The 20,275-nt window shown below is 49.8% G+C and carries 21 protein-coding genes and 1 riboswitch; of the genes, 16 read left to right on the top strand and 5 right to left on the bottom strand.

Annotated features, from left to right (window positions below; translation table 11 throughout):
* Positions 1 to 20: 20 nt before the first annotated feature.
* From KNO85_RS13180 to hemG, 3 genes are all read right to left on the bottom strand, one after another.
* A complete protein-coding gene (locus KNO85_RS13180) occupies positions 21 to 323 on the bottom strand; it encodes a hypothetical protein (RefSeq protein WP_214790775.1) in 303 nt (100 codons plus the stop codon).
* Positions 324 to 392: 69 nt separating this feature from the next.
* On the bottom strand, positions 393 to 1,478 hold the full coding sequence (locus tag KNO85_RS13175) for a TIGR04053 family radical SAM/SPASM domain-containing protein (RefSeq protein ID WP_214790773.1): 1,086 nt from the start codon (positions 1,476 to 1,478) through the stop codon (positions 393 to 395).
* The gene (gene hemG / locus KNO85_RS13170) at positions 1,475 to 2,839 is read right to left on the bottom strand and encodes a protoporphyrinogen oxidase (RefSeq protein WP_214790771.1); all 1,365 of its coding nucleotides are present in this window, start codon (positions 2,837 to 2,839) and stop codon (positions 1,475 to 1,477) included. Before hemG ends, KNO85_RS13175 begins: the two co-directional genes overlap by 4 nt.
* 115 nt (positions 2,840 to 2,954) lie before the next feature.
* Between hemG and KNO85_RS13165 the strand changes: the two genes are divergently transcribed.
* The gene (locus KNO85_RS13165; protein ID WP_214790769.1) at positions 2,955 to 3,119 is read left to right on the top strand and encodes a hypothetical protein; all 165 of its coding nucleotides are present in this window, start codon (positions 2,955 to 2,957) and stop codon (positions 3,117 to 3,119) included.
* Positions 3,120 to 3,167: 48 nt separating this feature from the next.
* Positions 3,168 to 4,109, top strand: coding sequence for a glutaminase A (glsA, locus tag KNO85_RS13160; RefSeq protein WP_214790767.1), 942 nt, complete (start codon positions 3,168 to 3,170; stop codon positions 4,107 to 4,109).
* Here the strand turns inward: glsA and KNO85_RS13155 are convergent.
* Positions 4,106 to 4,879, bottom strand: a complete 774-nt coding sequence (locus tag KNO85_RS13155) for a CHAD domain-containing protein (RefSeq protein ID WP_214790766.1) — start codon at positions 4,877 to 4,879, stop codon at positions 4,106 to 4,108. The genes glsA and KNO85_RS13155 overlap by 4 nt on opposite strands.
* 39 nt (positions 4,880 to 4,918) lie before the next feature.
* Here KNO85_RS13155 and KNO85_RS13150 point away from each other — a divergent pair, with 39 nt between their 5' ends.
* The 4 genes from KNO85_RS13150 to KNO85_RS13135 all read left to right on the top strand — a co-directional run bounded on the left by KNO85_RS13150 (position 4,919) and on the right by KNO85_RS13135 (position 9,559).
* Complete coding sequence (locus KNO85_RS13150; RefSeq protein ID WP_214790764.1) at positions 4,919 to 6,277, top strand: MATE family efflux transporter; 1,359 nt, start codon at positions 4,919 to 4,921, stop codon at positions 6,275 to 6,277.
* 118 nt (positions 6,278 to 6,395) lie between these two features.
* Complete coding sequence (gene nagA, locus KNO85_RS13145) at positions 6,396 to 7,544, top strand: N-acetylglucosamine-6-phosphate deacetylase (protein WP_353047822.1); 1,149 nt, start codon at positions 6,396 to 6,398, stop codon at positions 7,542 to 7,544.
* Positions 7,541 to 8,305, top strand: coding sequence for a glucosamine-6-phosphate deaminase (nagB, locus tag KNO85_RS13140; protein WP_214790760.1), 765 nt, complete (start codon positions 7,541 to 7,543; stop codon positions 8,303 to 8,305). The genes nagA and nagB overlap by 4 nt, the downstream gene beginning before the upstream one ends.
* 150 nt (positions 8,306 to 8,455) lie before the next feature.
* The gene (locus KNO85_RS13135) at positions 8,456 to 9,559 is read left to right on the top strand and encodes an LCP family protein (protein WP_214790753.1); all 1,104 of its coding nucleotides are present in this window, start codon (positions 8,456 to 8,458) and stop codon (positions 9,557 to 9,559) included.
* A gap of 30 nt (positions 9,560 to 9,589) precedes the next feature.
* Here the strand turns inward: KNO85_RS13135 and KNO85_RS13130 are convergent, their stop codons facing one another.
* On the bottom strand, positions 9,590 to 10,318 hold the full coding sequence (locus tag KNO85_RS13130) for a GntR family transcriptional regulator (RefSeq protein WP_074032977.1): 729 nt from the start codon (positions 10,316 to 10,318) through the stop codon (positions 9,590 to 9,592).
* Positions 10,319 to 10,414: 96 nt separating this feature from the next.
* Here KNO85_RS13130 and KNO85_RS13125 point away from each other — a divergent pair, with 96 nt between their 5' ends.
* The 10 genes from KNO85_RS13125 to lysA all read left to right on the top strand — a co-directional run bounded on the left by KNO85_RS13125 (position 10,415) and on the right by lysA (position 20,242).
* Positions 10,415 to 11,575 carry an alanyl-tRNA editing protein gene (locus KNO85_RS13125; RefSeq protein ID WP_214790751.1) on the top strand — a complete coding sequence of 387 codons (1,161 nt, stop codon included), beginning with the start codon at positions 10,415 to 10,417 and terminating at the stop codon, positions 11,573 to 11,575.
* On the top strand, positions 11,569 to 11,997 hold the full coding sequence (locus KNO85_RS13120) for a GNAT family N-acetyltransferase (protein WP_214790749.1): 429 nt from the start codon (positions 11,569 to 11,571) through the stop codon (positions 11,995 to 11,997). Before KNO85_RS13125 ends, KNO85_RS13120 begins: the two co-directional genes overlap by 7 nt.
* 77 nt (positions 11,998 to 12,074) lie before the next feature.
* Positions 12,075 to 12,254, top strand: a riboswitch (Lysine riboswitch).
* 114 nt (positions 12,255 to 12,368) lie between these two features.
* The gene (locus tag KNO85_RS13115) at positions 12,369 to 13,568 is read left to right on the top strand and encodes an aspartate kinase (protein WP_376777884.1); all 1,200 of its coding nucleotides are present in this window, start codon (positions 12,369 to 12,371) and stop codon (positions 13,566 to 13,568) included.
* 12 nt (positions 13,569 to 13,580) lie between these two features.
* A complete protein-coding gene (locus KNO85_RS13110; RefSeq protein ID WP_214790745.1) occupies positions 13,581 to 14,576 on the top strand; it encodes an aspartate-semialdehyde dehydrogenase in 996 nt (331 codons plus the stop codon).
* Positions 14,577 to 14,588: 12 nt separating this feature from the next.
* Positions 14,589 to 15,470: a 4-hydroxy-tetrahydrodipicolinate synthase gene (dapA, locus tag KNO85_RS13105; protein WP_214790738.1), complete on the top strand. Its 882-nt coding sequence runs from the start codon at positions 14,589 to 14,591 to the stop codon at positions 15,468 to 15,470.
* Positions 15,467 to 16,216, top strand: a complete 750-nt coding sequence (gene dapB, locus KNO85_RS13100) for a 4-hydroxy-tetrahydrodipicolinate reductase (protein WP_214790736.1) — start codon at positions 15,467 to 15,469, stop codon at positions 16,214 to 16,216. Before dapA ends, dapB begins: the two co-directional genes overlap by 4 nt.
* Entirely contained in the window at positions 16,194 to 16,901 is a 708-nt protein-coding gene (gene dapD, locus KNO85_RS13095; protein WP_074032983.1) for a 2,3,4,5-tetrahydropyridine-2,6-dicarboxylate N-acetyltransferase, read from the top strand. The genes dapB and dapD overlap by 23 nt, the downstream gene beginning before the upstream one ends.
* A gap of 49 nt (positions 16,902 to 16,950) precedes the next feature.
* Entirely contained in the window at positions 16,951 to 17,877 is a 927-nt protein-coding gene (locus KNO85_RS13090; protein WP_214790734.1) for a branched-chain amino acid transaminase, read from the top strand.
* A 14-nt stretch (positions 17,878 to 17,891) separates the two neighbouring features.
* Entirely contained in the window at positions 17,892 to 18,980 is a 1,089-nt protein-coding gene (gene alr, locus KNO85_RS13085) for an alanine racemase (protein ID WP_214790732.1), read from the top strand.
* Entirely contained in the window at positions 18,950 to 20,242 is a 1,293-nt protein-coding gene (gene lysA / locus KNO85_RS13080; protein ID WP_214790730.1) for a diaminopimelate decarboxylase, read from the top strand. The genes alr and lysA overlap by 31 nt, the downstream gene beginning before the upstream one ends.
* Positions 20,243 to 20,275 lie beyond the last annotated feature (33 nt).

Raw genomic sequence — 20,275 nt, 5'->3', positions numbered from 1 at the left:
ATCCAATCGGATTCCTCTTTTTATGTATGCCGAGGTTGTCGTTTCAAGAGCAGAAAACTGATGCCTACAAAGATGAGGTAGAGCACCGTTCCGAAAAATAAATTGAATAGCCACGGGATGGTCCCCATGAACAAGGCGCGTGTCGCTTCCTGGAACCAAAGCAGTAACCAAAAGAATAAACTAAGACTCGTTGCGAGTAGGACATAAAACCCCGTCATACCATGTTTCGTCAATCGTTTGATCCCGAACCCGAGTAAAGCCGTTACAAGAAAAATCGTACCTAGCCCAATATAGAACAATCCATCAATCGGCAAAGACTGCATCTACATGTCTCCTCTCACACCATAAGAACCATATAGTTTCATCTTACACCTTGAGGAAATAAATGGGAATCAAAAAGGTGAAGCGTTTCGTCGCTCAGGTTGATAAATACAATATGGCTCTGATTCCTTATAGTCTCCCGTAACTGCGTACGCCCGCGCCCGTGAACCACCACAAAGATATCGATATTCACAATAGCCACATTTCCCTTGGTGTGTATCGGGGTCACGTAGCGCCTTGAACGTCGGATGGTGACGATAAATATCAGCGAGGGGTGTCGTTCTTACATTTCCGCAATGGATCGGTAAAAACCCGGAAGGCTGTACGTCTCCTGTGTGCGAGATGAAGACAAACCCGTTCCCGTCATTCGTCCCACGTGGTGCCTTGGCTAAATCATCATGCGGATGTCCGATTGGGGGGAGCCCATCTGCTTTTCGCCGCTGATTTTCTTGTCGTGCCACCCGCCGATAGAACTGGGCTTCTGTTGTCGAGATGATGAACGGTGCCGTCTCCTGTAGTGAGAACGCCCACTTGAGCACTTCTTCATGTCGCTCGGGAGAAATGGGCTGTAACAGTGAACCGCGTCCGGTCGGGACGAGGAAAAAGAGCGTCCAGACGGATACACCGAGGGACTCTACGAGTTTCGCCATTTCGGGCAAGCGATCGACGTTGTATTCGGTCACCGTCGTGTTGATTTGAAAAGACATCCCTTCTTCTCGGAAGTAGGAAATTCCTCGGATGGTACGGTCAAAACTGCCACGTGTCCCTCGAAAGTAATCGTGCGTCTGTGCGTCCGGGCCATCGATAGAAAACGCCCAGCGTGACAATCCGGCAGCTTTTGCTCGTTTTACGGCGTCATGCGTGACGCGCGGTGTGGCAGAAGGTGTCATCGAGACTCGCATCCCGAGAGAAGAAGCGTACGCGGTCAATTCAAACAAATCTTCACGCATGAGGGGATCGCCACCTGTGAAGACGAGAATCGGATTATCCATCGCATGAATCTCTCGAATGAGCGCCTTTCCTTCTTCCGTGTCGAGTTCATTTTCGTATCGGTGAAACTGTGCCTCGGCCCGGCAATGTACACAGGAGAGCGCGCAGGCACGCGTTACTTCCCAAATGACGATAAACGGGTTCTCGTGATAGTCGATGTGCTTCATACCATCACCCCCTGCTTGAGGTTTAGGTTGTTAACCGCTTGTTTTGCCGAGTCGACGCAATCCGGCAAGCCGACGCCATGGAGGATGGCGCCACAAGCTTCGACACCGTCCCACTTCGAGAGTGCTTCTTCAAAAGCTCGAACATCTTGTTTATGGCCGACCTCATATTGGGGCATCGTTTGAACGTGGCGTTCGACTTTCGTAAAGAGTGGTGTCCCGACTTTTTGAATACGGCGGAGCTCGCGTAAGGCGAACGATGCAATCGTGTCATCGTCCTCGTGCAACAAAGGTGAAACATACTCAGAACCGATATACATCCGAATCAACGCCTTTCCTTGAGGTGCCATATGTGGCCATTTTTTATGCATCCAACTGCAAGCGGTCAAGGCGTTGCCTTCAGATTTGGCAATGACATATCCTGTCCCATCTAACGCCTCCACTTCTGATTCGTCGAATGCGGCAAGGACAGTCAACGAAGATGTACGTTTTAATGACGATAAACGCTCAGCTTCTGGCAACCCGAGCAGCGGTCCGAGCATGTTTGGGGAAGTCGCAAGGATGATGCCGTCAAACTGCTCGACCGTTCCATCCGCTAATGTGATTTCATGCGGTCTCACGGACTTGACGTATGTATTCAGCACGAGGCGGTCGATGGAAGGACGGAGCCCTTCGACGAGCGCACCGAGCCCTTGGTCGATGGATAAAAACTTTCCGGTCTCGGACGGCTTCACCCCAGCCTGAACAGGTGGTGTGAGTGCTTTCATTCCGAGAATCAGACTGCGAGTTTTTTGTTCAATCGTGATAAACTGAGGGAAAGTAGACTCGATGCTCATATCATCAAGCGTTCCGTTGTAAATCCCGGACAGAAGGGGTTCGATCATTGTGTCGACGACTTCTGAACCGAGTCTCGTCCGAAAGAAGCGATTGAGCGAGATGTCCTCCCCTTTATACACACGCGGAATCACGAGGTCGAGTCCGGCACGAAATTTTCCTCTCCACGTAAAGAGATCGGTTTTAACCATCGGCCAAAACTTAGTCGGAATCCCCATGACCGATCCCTCTGGCATCTGTCTCAGTTGTTGACGGACATAAATGTAAGAGGTCCCGGTTTTAGAACGAACGAGTTGGTCCTCAAGGCCGAGGTCGGTAATGAGAGTCGTCAAAGTTGGCTTTCGTGCCATATAGCCATCCGGTCCGGTCTCTAATGTGAATCCGTCTCGATAGATGGTTTTGATTTTTCCGCCGAGACGGTCCTGTGCCTCGAACAGTGTGACGTGTGCGCCGGCCACCTTGGCATAATGTGCCGCGGCCAGCCCGGCGATGCCACCTCCGATAATTGCAATCTGATTCAATCGATTCACCCATTTCTTTAATATTCTTTTCTTACTAACGGTACCGAGAATGTAGACGCAGACATAGGATAAGTGTCACGGAGTTCTAGACAAATTTGTCACGAATTCGAAAGGGGACGATGAGATGATTGCCTTCATCATTGTCGCGACTGTCATTGTGTCAGGTGTGATTGGGTTTATTGTGACGATGAATCGACATGGGGAAAAATTGGTCGGGGACGAGGAAAGTCCATCGATGATTTGGGCGGATGAAGACTGGTATAAAGAAGATGGACCGCCAGACGGGTAATATGATAAGATGACCCGGTTGAAATTTGATGGAACATGAGGTGATCGAATGAATGTACTCGAACAACAGTTGAACCACTTGATTGATGAGTGTCGTCCGTACACAGCTCAAGGGAAAGTAGCGGACTATATCCCGGAACTGGCGCATGTGAAAAATGATTTACTCGGGGTGGCGATTTGTTTGCCAGACGGTACGTATATTCACGCTGGGGACGTTCATCATAAGTTTACGATTCAAAGTGTATCGAAGGCGCTGACGCTTTGCTATGTGCTGATGGAGTTTGGGGAAGACTATGTGTTTTCAAAAGTAGGGATGGAACCGACGGGCGATGCGTTCAACTCGATTGCGAAACTCGAGGAGACGGTCCCGTCAAAACCGCTGAATCCGATGATCAATGCGGGGGCGTTAGCAGTGACGAGTATGATTTTAGGGGAGACGGCTGAGTTAAAGATTTATCAGTTCCGTCAATTTTTAGCGACGTTGTTAAATCGACCGGTGGAGGAAATTACGTACGATGAAAAAGTCGCCCGCTCTGAATACGAGACGACCGACTTGAATCGCGCACTCCTCTATTTTATGCGTCATCATGGGATTGTAGAGGGAGACGTCGATGAAATTATTGACGTGTATACGAAACAGTGTGCCATTGAAATCGACTGCTTTGACTTGGCACGAATCGGACGTGTCTTCGCTGGGAACGGGGAGGACCCGGATACAGGGGAAGAATTGATTCCGCGTCGTGTTGTTCGGATCGTCAAAGCCATCATGACGACATGTGGCATGTACGATGCTTCGGGGGAGTTTGCCGTCCGTGTCGGTCTTCCAGGTAAGAGTGGAGTGTCCGGCGCCATTTTAGCGGTTGGGAACCACGAACTAGATTTGAGTAACGTCGGGTTTGGCATCTTCGGTCCAGCGCTCGATTCAAAAGGGAACTCGATTGCGGGGATGAAGTTGCTCGAACTGTTGATTGAACGGTATACATCGCGCTAAATGATTAGATGTTCAACGGATGTATCCAGTTCGTGCTGCAACGTTTTGATTTTTGTATCATACGCAGACTGTAGGTCGACAGGCGGTGTGAACGAACGCCAACGCTTCAACAGTTGGTCATGGTCGTTCATCTCACCGAGTTCGGTTTGCATCTTTTTTAACGTACGGACGGTGTCCATCGACGCGTCCGACTCGTAGTTTAACAAGTATTCATGTAAGTATCGCTCACGTTTCACGACCAAGCGGACTTTATGGAGCGCTTCGATTTGATCTTTCCCATTGGTTTGTTCATGATAGATGCGAATACGCTGTTTGCGCTCGCTTTTCGCCTTTTCTAACATCGGAGAGGCGTTCGTTTTTTTAAATGCACGAAATAAAGGTCCTCCGATGAAACGGCGGATTTGTTGATCGAGTGAAGGGGTCATCTTTTCACTGACTCGAGTTGAGAGAATCGTTCGTTCGATGGCACGTTGCTTTTCCATCGCTTGAAGAAACGCTTCATCGAGATTCGTTTCGGCATCAAACTGTTCGACGAGTACGTCGAGGTCACGCACATGACCGAGTGCTTCCATCAATTGTTTGAGTTGCCGGAACGTCGCAGGCTTCGTCTCAAAGATTTGCATGAACGTGATCAGCTTTCGTAAATGAACGCGGGCGCGGTGAATATCCTCGGAATTGTTGAACGTGAGAGCTTCGGTCACGTAGTGATTGAACGTGTTCCACGTTTCTAACAGCTCAAATTTAAGTTTTTCTGCATGCCGTTGATTCATGATATTGTTTCCTTTCTGAAAAAGAGATGAGGGTTGTCCATGTACCAAACACATTCATTAAACGAAAAAATAAAACTATTCTTTACGATTTTCTTCCCAATCCTAGTCACGCAAGTGTCTTTTTATTTGATTAGCTTTTTCGATACCGTCATGTCCGGACGCGCGGGTGCGGTCGATCTGGCAGGCGTCGGTGTCGGATCAAGCTTATGGATGCCGGTGTATACCGGACTTAGCGGAATCTTGCTGGCGGTGGCTCCGATTGTATCGCAAGCGCTCGGCGCACGGGATCGTCAACAAATTCAACGCACGCTATTTCAAGGTATCTACTTAGCCGTCATACTGAGTGTCGTTACGCTGGCATTGGGATCTTTCCTCGTGCCGATTGCAATCGAGGGAATGGGACTCAGTACGGAAGGGAAGCGAATCGCGACCCAATACTTACTTGCACTTGGTTTCGGCGTCTTACCGATGTTTTTGTTCAACGTGCTTCGCACACTCATGGATGCGCTCGGTAAGACGAGGGTCTCGATGATCCTCATACTATTAGGGTTACCCATTAATGTCGGATTAAATTACATCTTCATCTTTGGAAAACTCGGTGTTCCAGCGTATGGCGGGGTCGGGGCAGGAATTGCCTCGAGCATCACCTATTGGTTGCTCTTTTTCATGGCTTTCTTTTTCGTCAGAAACGGAAAACCATTCCGTGAATATAAGTTTTTACGGACGACTGAGCGCATCATCTGGCTCAGACAAAAAGAGTTGTTGCAACTCGGGACGCCAATTGGGCTTGCCATTTTTGCGGAGGTCAGTATCTTTGCGGCGGTCACGCTACTGCTTAGCTCATACGGGGACCAAATCGTCGCGGCACACCAAGCAGCCATTAATTTCGCCTCGTTCGTATATATGCTCCCGCTTTCGGCATCGAGCGCACTAACGATTGTCGTTGGATACGAACTCGGCGCGAGACGGCTGCAAGATGCCGTTCGATATGCGAAGATTGGAATCTCGCTTTGTCTCGCTGTCTCCATCTTTTCTGGTGCATTGTTGTTTTGGCAAAATGAGCGGGTCGCTGCCATTTATACGAATGATCCGACGGTCGTGGACCTCGCAGCCCACTTCATGATTTTCGCCGTGTTCTTCCAGTTATCAGATGCTGTCGCCGCACCGATTCAAGGGATTTTACGAGGGTTCAAAGACGTCAACGTCACGTTGGTCCTTTCTCTTGTCGCCTATTGGGTCATCGGTTTGCCTCTCGGTTATGTATTGGCGGAACACGCTGGATTCGGACCAGACGGTTATTGGATTGGATTGATTGCCGGGCTGGCCGCCGGAGCGGTCTTATTATTCCTCCGACTCGTATGGATTGTCCGGCGCTACGGGACGCTCCAATCGACATAAGGACATAAAGGTTGTTCGCAAATGTGAACAATCTTTTATTTATTATAAATTGGTCTATACAACTATACTTTTATTCGATATGATAACATGGAGGAAAACAAAAAGGAGTGGTGAACCGGTGGGGACATTGATCAATGCTCATATCGTGTCAGCAGAACAAACATGGGAGCGAGGGTATATCAGGTGGAATGGCCAATCGATTGACGAAATCGGATCGATGGAACAGTTTGTACAACGAGATGAGAACGTGATTGATGTCTCGGGTGCGCTCGTCACACCTGGTCTCATCGATATCCATATTCACGGGGGATATGAAGTCGATACAATGGACGCGGACGAGTCACGGCTTCGTCAATTAAGTGAAGACATGCTACAAGAAGGCGTCACGTCATTCTTTGCGACAACAATCACCCAATCGAAAGAGGCGATTGAACAAGCGTTGACAGCCGTTCGAAACGTCATGGCAACAGAGGATACGACCATCGCCGGAATTCATTTGGAAGGGCCATTCGTTAACGTAGAGATGGCGGGGGCGCAACCGGCGGAACATATCATCGACCCAGATGCGGAACAGTTTCGAAAATGGCAACAGCTTGCTGGAGGCCATATTCGACTCGTCACGTATGCACCGGAACGACCAGGAGCCCGTGAATTTGAAGAAGCGCTTCGCGAGTCAGGCGCAATCGGTTCTGCGGGACATACGAGTGCGACGTTCGAAGAGAATAAGCAGGTGGGCGTTAAACATGGCACACACTTATATAACCAAATGCGAGGCTTGCATCATCGGGAACCGGGAACGGTCGGATATTGTCTGTTAGAGAAAGGTGTCATGGCCGAAATCATTCCAGACGGGATTCATAGCCGCCCTGAAATGGTTGATTTTGCTTACCGTCTAAAAGGAGCAAATGAACTCGTCGTCATCACGGATGCGATGCGAGCGAAGGGTTTGCCTGACGGACAGTATGAACTGGGAGGACAACCGGTCATCGTAGAAGGCGGCGCTGCCCGCCTTGAAGCCGGCAATCTCGCAGGGAGTGTGTTGACGATGGATGCAGCATTCCGAAACATTCAAGCGTATACCGGATGTACGGTGGAAGAGGCGGTCAAGATGACTGCGACGAATGCGGCAAAAGAATTCGGGTTAACGACAAAAGGAGACATCAAATCGGGGTTTGATGCGGACCTTGTCGTCTGGGATGACACAGCACATGTTCAGATGACAATCGTCAAAGGAAACATCGCATATGAACGGGAGGATCAAAGATGAACGTATTAGTCGCCAAATCAGCGAACGACGCGGAACGAATCGCATATTTGCTCATCAAAGAACGGATTTCAGGGAAGCATGACTTCGTACTCGGTCTCGCCACAGGTAGCACGCCAGTCGGGATGTATCAAATGTTTAAACAAGACGCGCTCGATTGTAGCCATGTGACGAGCGTCAATCTGGATGAGTATATCGGACTGTCACCCGAGCATCCCCAAAGCTACAACCGTTTTATGAAAGATCGACTGTTTGACGAAGTACCATTCAAGCAAAGCCATCTTCCTCAAGGCGATGCGCAAGATCCCGAAGCGGAAGCGGAACGGTATGAAGCACTCGTCCGAACACTTGGTGTCGACTTGCAACTCCTGGGAATCGGAGAGAATGGACACATCGCGTTTAATGAACCGGGTACAGCGCTTGACGCGAAGACGCATGTGACTGAACTCACCGAATCAACACGGGAGGCAAACCGTCGCTTTTTTGATCGGCTTGAAGATGTACCGACCCACGCCATCACGATGGGACTCGATACAATCATGAATGCGCGGGAGATTGTTCTCGTAGCGACAGGCGAGCGGAAGGCGGAAGCTGTACAACATATGATTGAAAGCGTACCGACTGTCGACTGGCCGGCGACGATTCTGCAAGCACATCCTGGTGTAACGGTCGTACTCGATGAAGCGGCGGCATCGCGCTGTGCAGAGGTCCTTCAAGCAAGAGGGCAAGAAGCGGCAACGCGATTCTTCACGATTCGGGCTTAACTAACCTGCGGAGACATCTCCGCAGGTTTTTCTGTTTTCAACTGTGGGAAAATGTAAAGAAATGAATTTGTCATCAAAACGTTTTCGACAAATTTCACACTTTCCTCTATAATGAGTGAAGCTTATTACTTTGACTCGAAGGAGACCATTATGAATTCTAGAACACATACTCGTAGACAGCGCAAAGGTCCGTCTGCGTTTTATAAGGTATTTAGTGCCCTCGTGCTGATTGCGATTATTGCTGGGTCTAGCATTTACGGTACCGCATTTTATAAAGCCCACAACATGTTGTCCGGTACCCAGGTCACGTTAGAGGACGACCCAACAGTCGAACCGACTCGCTTTGATAAAGAAGACACAGAGTCGTTTTTGATTTTAGGGACTGACCTATCTCCTAAACAAAAGGAAAAAGGACAATATGGTCGATCTGATGTGATGATTGTTGTTGTTTTAAATAAGAAAGAGAAACAGACAACGATGCTCAGTATTCCGCGTGATTCATATGTGAATATTGATTACACTGGGTATAACATCCCCTATGGAAAGACAGGTCTTGATCAAGATAAAATTACACATGCCCATTATTTTGGATCGATGGATGAATCGAACCCGTACAATGGAATGCGTGTCGCGACCGATACGGTCGAAAATTTAGTAGGTTTGGAGATTGATCACGTAGTTACACTGAACTTCCAAGGATTCGTCGATATGATTAATGCGATTGGCGGAGTTGAAATCGATGTAAAATTCCCGTTCGAGACGATTAAACATACGACAGCAAAAGAAACCATTGTTATCAGTGAAGGGCGGCAAAAATTGACCGGCGAAGAAGCACTGGCGTACGTTCGAAATCGATATGACGACCCACGTGGAGATATCGGCCGTGGACAACGCCAAATGGAAGTCATCAACGCCGTACTCGAACAATCACTTGGCACGTCGCTCATCAATAACTACGACAAAGTCTTAAAAGCCGTTGGAGATAATATGGAGACGACGCTTGGACCAAACGACTATATGCGTTTGATTGAAGATGTCGGGGCATTGCAAAATACGGTGCAGTACCAACTTACGGGTGAAGGTGCCCGTGCAGCTGACGGCCATTTCTACTATTTCTTGAATGAACCGCTTCTTGAAGAAGTACGCTATCGTGTACAACAAGCGGACGCAGGCAATCCTGTGGAGCCGATGACGGACACGGAGTTGGAGTCTTACACGTTAGACCCGAGTGGGGTAACGTACGAAGCACAATAAAAAAGTTTGCCTCTCTCGGGGCAAACTTTTTTATATGCGATCCATCGCAACGGTCAAGGAGTAGGAGTCTCCGCGGAATAGGGAACGACTATACTCGAACATGTCGCCGTTCTCGAGATAAGTACGTTGGTCGATCAACAATACTGGTGCATTCGGAGAAATGGTTAACAACTTCGCTTCTTCAGGACCGGCGCTACGGGCTTCAAGTGTCTGTGTTGCATTTTTCAAACGTAAACCGTGCTGTTCGGCGTACGCGTAAATGGAACCGGTCGCGTCTTCTTTCGTCAGGTCAGGCAATAAACGGACAGGAATGTAGGCGGTCTCGAGCGCGAGAGGATGATCATCTGCAAGTCGGAGTCGCTTCATTTCGTATACCGGCGTTTGATTCGGGATACTCAGTTGCTGGGCGATTCGATCCGTTGCTGGTATGACCTCGTAGGACAAAAGACGACTGAGCGGTCGCATACCTCGATGTTTGATTTCTTCAGAGAAACTCGTCAATCCGGACAATGTCATCGCAATCTTTTGACTCGCAACGAATGTGCCCCGGCCTTTTTGCCGACTCAAATAACCAGCGTTGACGAGGTTCATGATGGCTTGACGAATCGTCATACGACTCACATGAAATTGTTCGGAAAATTCTCGTTCTGAAGGTAAGGTGTCTCCTGGTTTTAACAATCCGTCATCAATTTGTTGCTTTAAGTACGCTTCAATTTGATAATAAATAGGTAACGGAGATTGTTTATCGATTTCTAACATATCATTTCGCTCCTGACTGAGAAGATGTATGTTTCATTATAGACGAAATAAGACTAGTTGTCTGAACAGATTTATAGAGAGAAGGTGGAGGACAAGATGGATCAACATACAGTAAATACAATCGTGACCTCAGTAAAACAGGACAATAAAGGGCATTGGCATACGCTCGAGAATAGTCCTTTTTACGCGGAAGGCGGCGGTCAACCGGCTGACCGTGGATCAATCGGTTCGCATGATGTATTGGATGTGCAAATTGAAAATGGTGAAGTGTGGCACCTCTTGTCAGAAGGATTATCTACGGGTACACCTGTAGCGGTTCGAATCGATGAGGACGTGAGGAGAGACCATTCCATCCAGCATACTGCCCAACACTTGTTAACGGCGATATTAGAAGACCGACATGGGATTCGTACGCTCAGCTTTGGAATCGGGGAAGAGGATTCATCCATTGAGATTGAGACGGCAGCGATGGACTGGACGCAAATTGAAGCACTCGAGCAAGAGATCCAGCAACTCATCTTTGACAATCATCCGGTTCATGTCTATGAAATCCCGGACGAAAAAGTCGATCGGCCACGCTTGCGGAAAGCGACCAATCGAACAGGAATGATTCGAATCGTCGAAATCGAAGGGATTGATTACAATGCGTGTGGCGGCACACACGTTGAAATGACAGGGCAACTTGGCATGATTCAAGTCACCTCGCTCAAAAAAGTGAGAGGCAACATCCGCTTGACGTATGTTGCCGGAAATCGTGCGTTAAAGGCGACGCAACGAGCACGTGAAGCGCTCCGGACGATTCACCATACATTCTCGACGACGAATGAAACGGTGGCGGCACGTGTGATTGAAGAGCATACGATTCGACTAGAACGTGAAAAAGAAATCAAAACACTTGAGGAACGGATTGCGAAAGCGAAAGTAAAGGCAGTCTTACAAGAAGATAATTATGTAGCGTTACATGTGGGACGGACCGAGGCCGAAACATTGACGACCGCAATTATTGAACGGATTGCCGCGACAGGACGCATTGCGGTCGGGGCCAACTACAGTGCGCAAAAATTATTTGTCATGCATGATGGGACTCACGATATCGCGGTAGGGACGTTCCTCCGAGCGGCACTTCAAGAAATGCAGATCGGTCGCGGTGGTGGAAACCATAAACAAGCACAAGCTCGATTCACTTCCGTATCGGAACTAGAACGGGGGATGGAAGAAATAGTAAGACGATTGCAAGAGGGGGGTTTACCATGTTGACCATTCAATCGGGAAAAGAAGTACAGTTGATTGAACAGGCCAGATACGTGCGAGAAGTCGTATTCATTCAGGAACAAGGAATCGATGCTAGTCTCGAATACGATGACTTAGACGATGTCTGTACGCATGTTGTTGGTCTCATTGACGCTCAACCGGTGACGACAGCACGTCTTCGTCCTGTGGATTCGACGGTCGGAAAAGTGGAGCGAGTGGCGACGATTCAGGCGGCTCGAGGTCATGGATATGGAAAAGAGATTATGAATGAAGTCGAACGTGTCGCAAAACATCAAGGATTAGGTGAGTTGCGCTTAGGCGCACAACTAACGGCGCTCTCATTTTACGAAAAACTCGGATACGAGGCGTTCGGAGATGAGTTTTTAGATGCGAATATCCCACACCGTATGATGCGGAAAACGTGGTAATCCTTTTTTGAAATATCCCATTTTTCTAAAAAAAGGTTGGCAAGAAGATTTCGATTTGTTATAACTAATACTAACAACTGACAGATAGAGGTTGCGAATGACATGAGTAAGCTTGATTGAAACGGACGCACTCCGGATCGAGCCGAAAGGGGAAATTCGCCGAAGTTAACGTTCACGTGCGTGTGAACGGAGGCTGGGGTAGTCGTGAATAACGCCTACACTGCCATGGTCAACTACCATGGAGCGCTATCTACGGAACGATTTTTAAATCGTTTTTCAACTGCGCGTACAAGCGGCAGACCGTAGGGAGAGTGCTTCCTACCGGTCTGCCGCTTTTTCTGTTGGTGGACATCTTGAAAGTGGGGAACTTGATGACAACCGTACTGAAATTTGGAGGCAGCTCTGTTGCCACAATCGAACAAATACAAGCCATTTCGGACTATTTACAAACACGTGTGGCGACCGGTGAAAAATTGGTCGTCGTCGTTTCGGCGATGGGCAAGACGACGGACTCGCTCCTGTCGCTTGCTAAACAAATCACGGAGCGCCCGATGATTCGTGAACTCGATCGGCTACTCGCCGTCGGGGAAGAACAGACGATCAGTTTACTCAGTATCGCCTTGAACTCGCGAGGCGTACCGGCCATTTCACTCACCGGGCAACAAGCTGGGATTGATACGATGGGCATCCATACGAAAAGCAAAATTAAAGCGATTCGTAAAGAAGTGTTGCACGAGAAGTTACGTCAGTACGATGTCTTAATCGTCGCTGGTTTCCAAGGTGTGAATGAAGCGGGAGACGTCACGACACTCGGGCGTGGCGGTTCGGATACGACAGCAGTCGCACTAGCAGCCGTCCTCAGTCAACGTTGTGAAATTTATACAGATGTGGCTGGGGTGTATACGACAGACCCGCGAATTCATCCGACGGCGAAACGTCTAGACACGGTGTCTTACGATGAAATGATGGAGATGAGTGCACTCGGCTCCAAAGTCATGGAGATGCGGAGCGTCGAGCTCGCCAAGAAGTATGACGTGAATATTTTTGTTGGAAAGACGCTCTCGAGCGAAGGAGGAACATGGATCATGGATACGACACAAGCAATGGAACAGAAAGCAGTCACGAGTGTGAGTGTTGTCAAAAACGTACTCAGTGTCTCAATCAAACATATCCCGCACACGGCAGCCGGAGTCGCGGACATCTTTGAAAGATTATCAGAACGCCACGTCAACATTGATATGATTTCGCAGACGGCGTTCGATGGAGAAGTGTTCCTTTCGTTCACATGTCCACTCGATGAAGAAGCGTTTTTGGAAGAGGCGCTCGCAGAATTGACAGCGACCTTACCACAAATCAAAATCGATCGTCACACAGAACATGCAAAAATTTCAGTCGTCGGAATCGGTATGCGAGACGCAACAGGCGTCGCATCAGAACTGTTCGCGACATTCCGCGAGATGGGCATCCCGTTCTATCAAGTCACGACTTCTGAAATCAGCATTTCCTATACGATTCAAGAACAAGACGTAGAAGCGGCCGTCTCAGCCATTGCGGCTCGCTTCAACTTATAAGGGGGAAGCATGATGTATAACGTAGCTGTCGTCGGCGCAACAGGCGCCGTCGGACAAAAAATGATTGATGTATTAACAGAGTACGAATTTCCAATCAGTGAACTGAGACTATATGCTTCAGCCCGTTCAGCAGGAAAGACGGTTGAGGTGAACGGACAACCGGTCGTGATTCGCGAGCTGAACGATTCGATTTATGCGGACCCGATCGATATCGCCTTGTTCTCTGCCGGTGGGAGCATCAGTGAACAGTATGCGCCACGCTTGAGTGAACAAGGGGTCATCGTCATCGACAATTCAAGCGCATTCCGAATGCAAGAAGGAATTCCGCTCATCGTGCCGGAAGTGAATCGGGTCGAGCTCAGCCCAGAAAAGACGCTCATTGCGAATCCGAACTGCTCGACGATTCAATCGGTCGTCGCGCTCGCACCGCTTTCGGAAGTGTATGGACTGACACGTGTCGCCTATACGTCTTATCAAGCTGTATCGGGTTCGGGTCAAAAAGGGATTGATGACCTTGAGCGCGGGGCGCGTGGAGAGGAACCGACGAATTATCCGTATCCGATCTATGATAACGTGTTGCCGCAAATCGATGTATTTTTAGAGAACGGCTATACGAAAGAGGAACAAAAAATGATTGAGGAGACGCGTAAGATTCTGAATGCGCCGAACCTCGGTGTGACGGCTACTTGCGTCCGCGTACCGGTGCGAAACAGTCATGCGGTATCCATCACGGTGACGCTCGAACGGGATGCGACGGTCGCAGAAGTAAAAGCCGTACTCGCAGATGCGCCTGGTGTCGTGGTTATGGACAGTCCGGCAGACCTATCGTATCCGACACCGCTTGATGCGAACGGGACCGATGAGGTGTATGTCGGTCGAATTCGCCGAGATGATTCTCAGCCGAATACGTTCCACCTATGGTGCGTCGCGGACAACGTTCGAAAAGGGGCAGCGGCGAACGCGGTACAAATCGCACAATGCATGATCAGTCAAACAGCGACAAAATAAGGAGGGGATGACATGTTCACAGGAGTTGCGACAGCACTAGCGACCCCATTCCAAGAAGATGGGCAGTTAAACTTAGAGGCATGGACGGCATTGATTGAAGACCAAATCCAAGAGGGAGTGAGTGGACTCGTCATCGGTGGAACGACCGGCGAAGGCATGACACTGACGAATGAGGAATTCGAGACATTGCTCGTTCGAGCAGTGGAGGTCGCGAACGGACGAGCGGTGATCATCGCGGGAACCGGATCGAATAACACGGCTCTCAGTATCGAGAAAACGAAACGGGCCGCAGAACTTGGGGCAGAGATGGCGATGGTCGTCACCCCGTACTATAACAAGTCAACACAAGCCGGGCTTCTCGCTCACTTTACAGCGATTGCGGATGCATCACCGATTCCGCTCATGCTATATAACGTCCCGTCACGAACAGGTGTCGCGTTAGCACCTGAAACGGTTGGGGAGTTAGCGGAACATCCGCGCATCACGGCCTTGAAAGAGGCGAGTGGGGACATCTCGGTCATGGCACAGATGATGGCTCATCTTCCGGAAGGGTTCACCGTTTACTGCGGGAATGACGATCAAATCTTGCCATATATGGCATGGGGCGCTCAAGGTGTCGTTTCGGTCTTGTCAAACGTCTACCCAGGGGCGACCGTCGCCTTGGCAGAAGCACTTCTAGCAGGTGATCTCCAGACGGCGCGTACATGGCAGCTACGCCTGCTCCCGGTCATCGACGAACTCTTCGCAGAAGTGAATCCGATTCCGGTGAAGGCGGCACTTCAAGCGAAAGGCTTTGCCTTCGGCGCGCCACGTCTGCCGCTCGTCCCGATGAGCGCGACGGCCGAAGCAAAATTACTATCGGCGATGGAGCAGTTTAACGAGGTGAGACAATGAATGTATTGATTCACGGATTTGGTGCGATGGGACGAATCGTCGAAGAAGTCGCCAACATGCAAGGCGTGAACGTCTCGGCAATCGTGTCACCGGGAAGTGACGAGCATCTGGCCTCATTAGATAAGGTAGATGCACCAGTCGACGTTGTCATCGATTTTTCAAATCCGGCATTACTTCCTGACTTGCTCGCATTCGGGCGGTCACGCAACATTCCGCTCGTCATCGCAACGACAGGGTTCACACCTGAGGAGCTTACAAAGATTGAAGAAGCATCAACAGACATTCCGATTTTTCAGTCTTATAACACATCGTACGGGATCGCGTTGCTGAAGCAGTTGCTCGATCAGCTCGTCCCGCTCACACTCGGTTATGACATCGAGGTGATTGAGGCGCACCATCGGAAGAAAGTAGACGCGCCAAGCGGAACGGCGGAGCTATTAGCCCGTGCCATCGAAGCGAAACGAGAGGTGACACCGATTTACGAACGAACGTCACGCCGAGAAGCGCGTGGTGCCGAAGAGTTGGGTATGCACTCGATTCGTGGTGGTACGATCTTCGGGGAGCATACCGTGCTCTTCGCCGGAGATGATGAAATGATTGAATTGAAACATACCGCGTTATCGAAACGCGTCTTTGCAAACGGGGCACTTGCCGCGGCAGCGACGATCATCGACCGCCCGGCAGGACTTTATAATCTATCGAACTTATACGAGGAGGCTACTCATGTTACTCACAAACGCTTATGAAATCGCACAATATATTAAAGATGCAAAAAAGGAAACACCGGTAAAACTTTACGTCAACGGCCAATTGGCAGGTCTTGAAATCGAGGAAGCGAAAGCGTTCGGAACGGATGAGTCAAAGCTGTTCTTGACGACTGCGGAGCGCGCAGCCGCTTTCTTAGAAGCGAATGCGTCGGTCATCACCGATTCACACCTTGAATACGATCGTCGCAACAGTGCCGTTCCAATGCTCGATACGACACAACTCAATGCACGAATCGAGCCAGGTTCATTCATTCGTGACCATGTACAAATCGGGAACAACGCCGTCGTCATGATGGGTGCCGTCGTCAATATCGGTGCCGTCATCGGAGACGGTTCGATGGTCGACATGAATGCCGTCATCGGCGCGCGCGGAACGCTTGGGAAGAACGTCCACCTCGGAGCGGGTGCCGTGGTCGCAGGTGTCCTCGAGCCACCTTCAAAAGATCCGGTCATCATCGAAGATGGCGTCATGATTGGAGCGAACGCTGTCATCTTGGAAGGGGTTCGCGTCGGGGAAAATGCGGTAGTCGCAGCTGGGAGTGTCGTCACGCAAGATGTTCCTCCAGGTGTTGTCGTCGCGGGTACGCCGGCACGCGTCATCAAACAGAAAGATGAAAAAACTTCTGAAAAAACGCAACTTGTTGATGACTTACGCTCTCTCTAACGTATAATAGACAGAAAATATAAACAATGAGGAATGGGAGAGTTGCATTATGGAACAGTATGGACAATGGATGTGGAAAGACGGGGCTTGGATTGAGCCGACTGACGCAAACACGAGTATCATGACACACGCGATTCATTACGGAAGTGGGTTCTTTGAAGGGATTCGCGCGTATCACACGGAGGAAGGTCCAGCCATCTTCCGCTTACGTGAACACTTGGAGCGACTCGTTCGCTCGTGTGCATACTACCACGTCACACTACCTTACACGGTAGATGAACTCGAACAAGCTACGATGGAATTGATTGAGCGAAACGGATTTGAAGCATGTTATATCCGTCCGTTCGTCTTCCTTGGAACACCTTGGCAGGCGCTTATGCCGACAGCAGAAACGAAGGTACACGTTGCCATCTCGTGCTGGCCACTCGGTGAATATTTCAGTAAAACAGTTGGGATTCGGGCAAAAGTAGCCTCTTATCGCCGCGTGTCTTCGACAATGATGCCGATGCAAGCGAAAGCAGCATCGAACTATATGAACTCACAGTTACTAAAAGGAGAGGCGCTTCGTGACGGATTTGATGAAGCGATTGCCCTCGATATGAACGGAAACGTCAGCGAGGCGAGTGTTGCAAACATCTTCCTCGTCAAAGGGAAGACGATCACGACACCGTCGCTCGATTGTTCCGTACTCGATGGCATCACGCGTCAGACGGTCATGCAACTTGCGCGTGATGGAGGTTATGAAGTCGTGGAACGTCACATCGGGCGCGATGAGTTATATGTAGCCGATGAGATCTTCTTGACGGGAACGGCAGCCGAAGTGACGAGCGTCATCGAGGTCGACCACATCTCGATCGGTGGAGGCGTCCAGAAGGTTGCGACAGAAATGTTGACACGTTATCGCGAGGCCGTGACAGGACAACTTCCAGAACACCGCGATTGGGTCACGTTCGTGAAATCAGCAGTTAAAGAGTAAAGGAGTTTTGAACGATGGGAGTCACAATTGACTTGAATGCGATTCGCGAGAACAAACGTCGGATTGAAGCGCTCGGGCGCCCCGTGTTTGCAGTCGTGAAAAACAACGCCTATAACCTAGGGATGGAGCCAGTTGTGACGACTTTGTATGATGAAGGGGTCCGTCACTTCATGGTGACAACAATCGAAGAAGCGATCGAGGTTCGGACGTATGCGCAATCGGCTCGTGTCCTCGTCATGAACCCGGTATATACGTGGCAACACGTGCATGCCTACGATTTTGACGTCGCCATCGGGTCATATGAGTGGCTCGTCTCACAGCGAGAGCATCTCGATGGCGTTCGCCTGCATCTAAAACTAGATGTCGGGATGAACCGATTCGGTGCTAAAACATTTGAAGAAGCACTACAAATCGTCGCTTTCTGTCAAAATGAAGGACTGAACCTCGTCGGATTATGTACGCACTTCCCGCTCGCGGACGCAGACAATGCGGAAGTCGAGCACAGCGTTCAAGTCGAACGGTTTGCTGATTGGTCGACACGATTGATGGAACGTCATACGTTTGAATTGATCCATGCAGCGAACAGTGCGGCCACGCTTCAAGACGATTCGCGTCTGCATCATTGCACACATGTACGTGTCGGGATCTTCTTATATGGCTATTCATCGGTCGAGCCGGTCGAATGGTTAGTTCCTGCTTTCTATTGGGAGACGGAAGTGGTCGCGGTCCATGACATTGAAGCGGGGGCTCATGTCGGATATGGGACGGGATACACAGCCGAAACGAAGGAACGCATTGCCGTACTTCCGGTCGGATACGGAGATGGATTGATGCGGGCGAGACGTCACTTGCCTGTTCATATTGACGGGAAAGCCTATCCGTTCGTCAGCAACATCTTTATGAGCCATAGCTTCATCAAAGTCGACGAGAATGTGCAGATCGGCGACCGTGTGACGTTGTATGGCATAGAAACGAAAATCGATGACGTGACACGCGTTGGCTATGCCAACAACTCAGAACAGCTCTGTGCCCGTTCGTGGCGTGTCCCACATCGCTTTGAAGGAGGAATTGTATGTACACCACCAATCAATCAGAATGTTTGATCGAAGGCGTGTCCGTCCGTGAACTTCAAGCGACGTACGGGACACCTTTATATATGATGAGTGAGCCAGAACTAGAGCGTCGCCTTGGGATCGTTCAAGACGCGTTTCTAGACAAGTATCCGAACACATATGCGTTGTACGCGTCAAAAGCATTATCGATTGCGGCCGTGTATGAAAAAGTGATGGCGGCAGGATTAAGTGTCGACGTCGTCTCACGGGGTGAAATGTACGTGGCACTGCATGCCGGTATACCGGCAGAGCGCATTCACGTCCATGGGTCGAACAAGACGATCCTCGACATCACGTTCGCGCTCGAACAGGGGATTACACACTTTACCATCGACAACATGCGTGAAATCAGCCTCTTGTCAGGACTTGCGGCTGAATACAATCGTGAAGTCGATGTCCTTCTCCGCATCGTGCCTCAAGTTGTTGGAGGTGCCCATGCGGCGATTCAAACGGGTGGGGTTGATACAAAATTCGGTTTCCCGACGCATGACGATACGTATTTAGATGCGGTTCGTGCGACGTTAGAAGCGGAACATTTACAGTTGAAGGGGATTCACTGTCATGTCGGCTCTCAAATTCAAGATCCGACCCTCTTCATCAATACGGTGAAGACGATGGTACGGTTCATGGATACGATTCGTCAGGAGACGGGCTATACGACGGATGTGCTGAACATCGGTGGTGGCTTCGGTGTCGCTTACTTAGACGAAGACGAGCGTCTCGACTTCGCACAGACGATGGAGCGGGTGATGGAAACGTTAATCGACGAGGTAGAGGCTCGTGAATTGCCACTCCCAAAAATCGGGATTGAGCCAGGCCGTTGGCTCGTTGCCAATGCCGGTGCCACACTGTATGAAGTCGGAACCGTCAAAGAAGTGAATGGCGTACGCACGTTTGTGTCCGTCGATGGGGGGATGACGGATAACATTCGTCCGGCGCTATATGACGCGGAATACGAAGTCGTGGCAGCGACTCGGATGAATGAAGAGAAGACGCTCGAGGCAAAAATTGTCGGAGCGTGTTGCGAGTCGGGAGACATCATCTCGAACCGCTCTTTGATTCCTCCTGTCACACCGGGTGATTTGCTACTCGTCAAAGCCACGGGAGCATATAATTTCTCGATGGCGAGCAACTATAACCAAATGCTTCGCCCTGCAGTTGTTTTCGTCAAGGATGGGAATCACCGCCTCGTCGTACGTCGCCAAACGTTTGAAGACTTGGTGGCATGTGAGGTTATTGGACAATCGATTTAAGGCTACAGAGCAATCTGTAGTCTTTTTTTGATT

It is taken from the genome of Exiguobacterium sp. s124 (genome assembly GCF_018617485.1).
In the GTDB taxonomy this organism is placed as follows: Bacteria; Bacillota; Bacilli; order Exiguobacteriales; family Exiguobacteriaceae; genus Exiguobacterium; species Exiguobacterium aestuarii.
The sequence above is the reverse complement of the archived record's forward strand: the minus strand, read 5'-3'. Positions and strand labels throughout refer to the sequence as shown.

Coding starts and splice junctions, on each gene's coding strand:
- KNO85_RS13110 (WP_214790745.1), top strand. CDS start 13,581: ATGTATAACGTAGCTGTCGTCGGCGCAACAGGCGCCGTCGGACAAAAA.
- KNO85_RS13150 (WP_214790764.1), top strand. CDS start 4,919: ATGTACCAAACACATTCATTAAACGAAAAAATAAAACTATTCTTTACG.
- KNO85_RS13120 (WP_214790749.1), top strand. CDS start 11,569: ATGTTGACCATTCAATCGGGAAAAGAAGTACAGTTGATTGAACAGGCC.
- nagB (WP_214790760.1), top strand. CDS start 7,541: ATGAACGTATTAGTCGCCAAATCAGCGAACGACGCGGAACGAATCGCA.
- KNO85_RS13165 (WP_214790769.1), top strand. CDS start 2,955: ATGATTGCCTTCATCATTGTCGCGACTGTCATTGTGTCAGGTGTGATT.
- KNO85_RS13115 (WP_376777884.1), top strand. CDS start 12,369: ATGACAACCGTACTGAAATTTGGAGGCAGCTCTGTTGCCACAATCGAA.
- dapA (WP_214790738.1), top strand. CDS start 14,589: ATGTTCACAGGAGTTGCGACAGCACTAGCGACCCCATTCCAAGAAGAT.
- dapB (WP_214790736.1), top strand. CDS start 15,467: ATGAATGTATTGATTCACGGATTTGGTGCGATGGGACGAATCGTCGAA.
- KNO85_RS13090 (WP_214790734.1), top strand. CDS start 16,951: ATGGAACAGTATGGACAATGGATGTGGAAAGACGGGGCTTGGATTGAG.
- KNO85_RS13180 (WP_214790775.1), bottom strand. CDS start 323: ATGCAGTCTTTGCCGATTGATGGATTGTTCTATATTGGGCTAGGTACG.
- alr (WP_214790732.1), top strand. CDS start 17,892: ATGGGAGTCACAATTGACTTGAATGCGATTCGCGAGAACAAACGTCGG.
- lysA (WP_214790730.1), top strand. CDS start 18,950: ATGTACACCACCAATCAATCAGAATGTTTGATCGAAGGCGTGTCCGTC.
- dapD (WP_074032983.1), top strand. CDS start 16,194: ATGTTACTCACAAACGCTTATGAAATCGCACAATATATTAAAGATGCA.
- glsA (WP_214790767.1), top strand. CDS start 3,168: ATGAATGTACTCGAACAACAGTTGAACCACTTGATTGATGAGTGTCGT.
- KNO85_RS13130 (WP_074032977.1), bottom strand. CDS start 10,318: ATGTTAGAAATCGATAAACAATCTCCGTTACCTATTTATTATCAAATT.
- KNO85_RS13175 (WP_214790773.1), bottom strand. CDS start 1,478: ATGAAGCACATCGACTATCACGAGAACCCGTTTATCGTCATTTGGGAA.
- KNO85_RS13125 (WP_214790751.1), top strand. CDS start 10,415: ATGGATCAACATACAGTAAATACAATCGTGACCTCAGTAAAACAGGAC.
- KNO85_RS13155 (WP_214790766.1), bottom strand. CDS start 4,879: ATGAATCAACGGCATGCAGAAAAACTTAAATTTGAGCTGTTAGAAACG.
- KNO85_RS13135 (WP_214790753.1), top strand. CDS start 8,456: ATGAATTCTAGAACACATACTCGTAGACAGCGCAAAGGTCCGTCTGCG.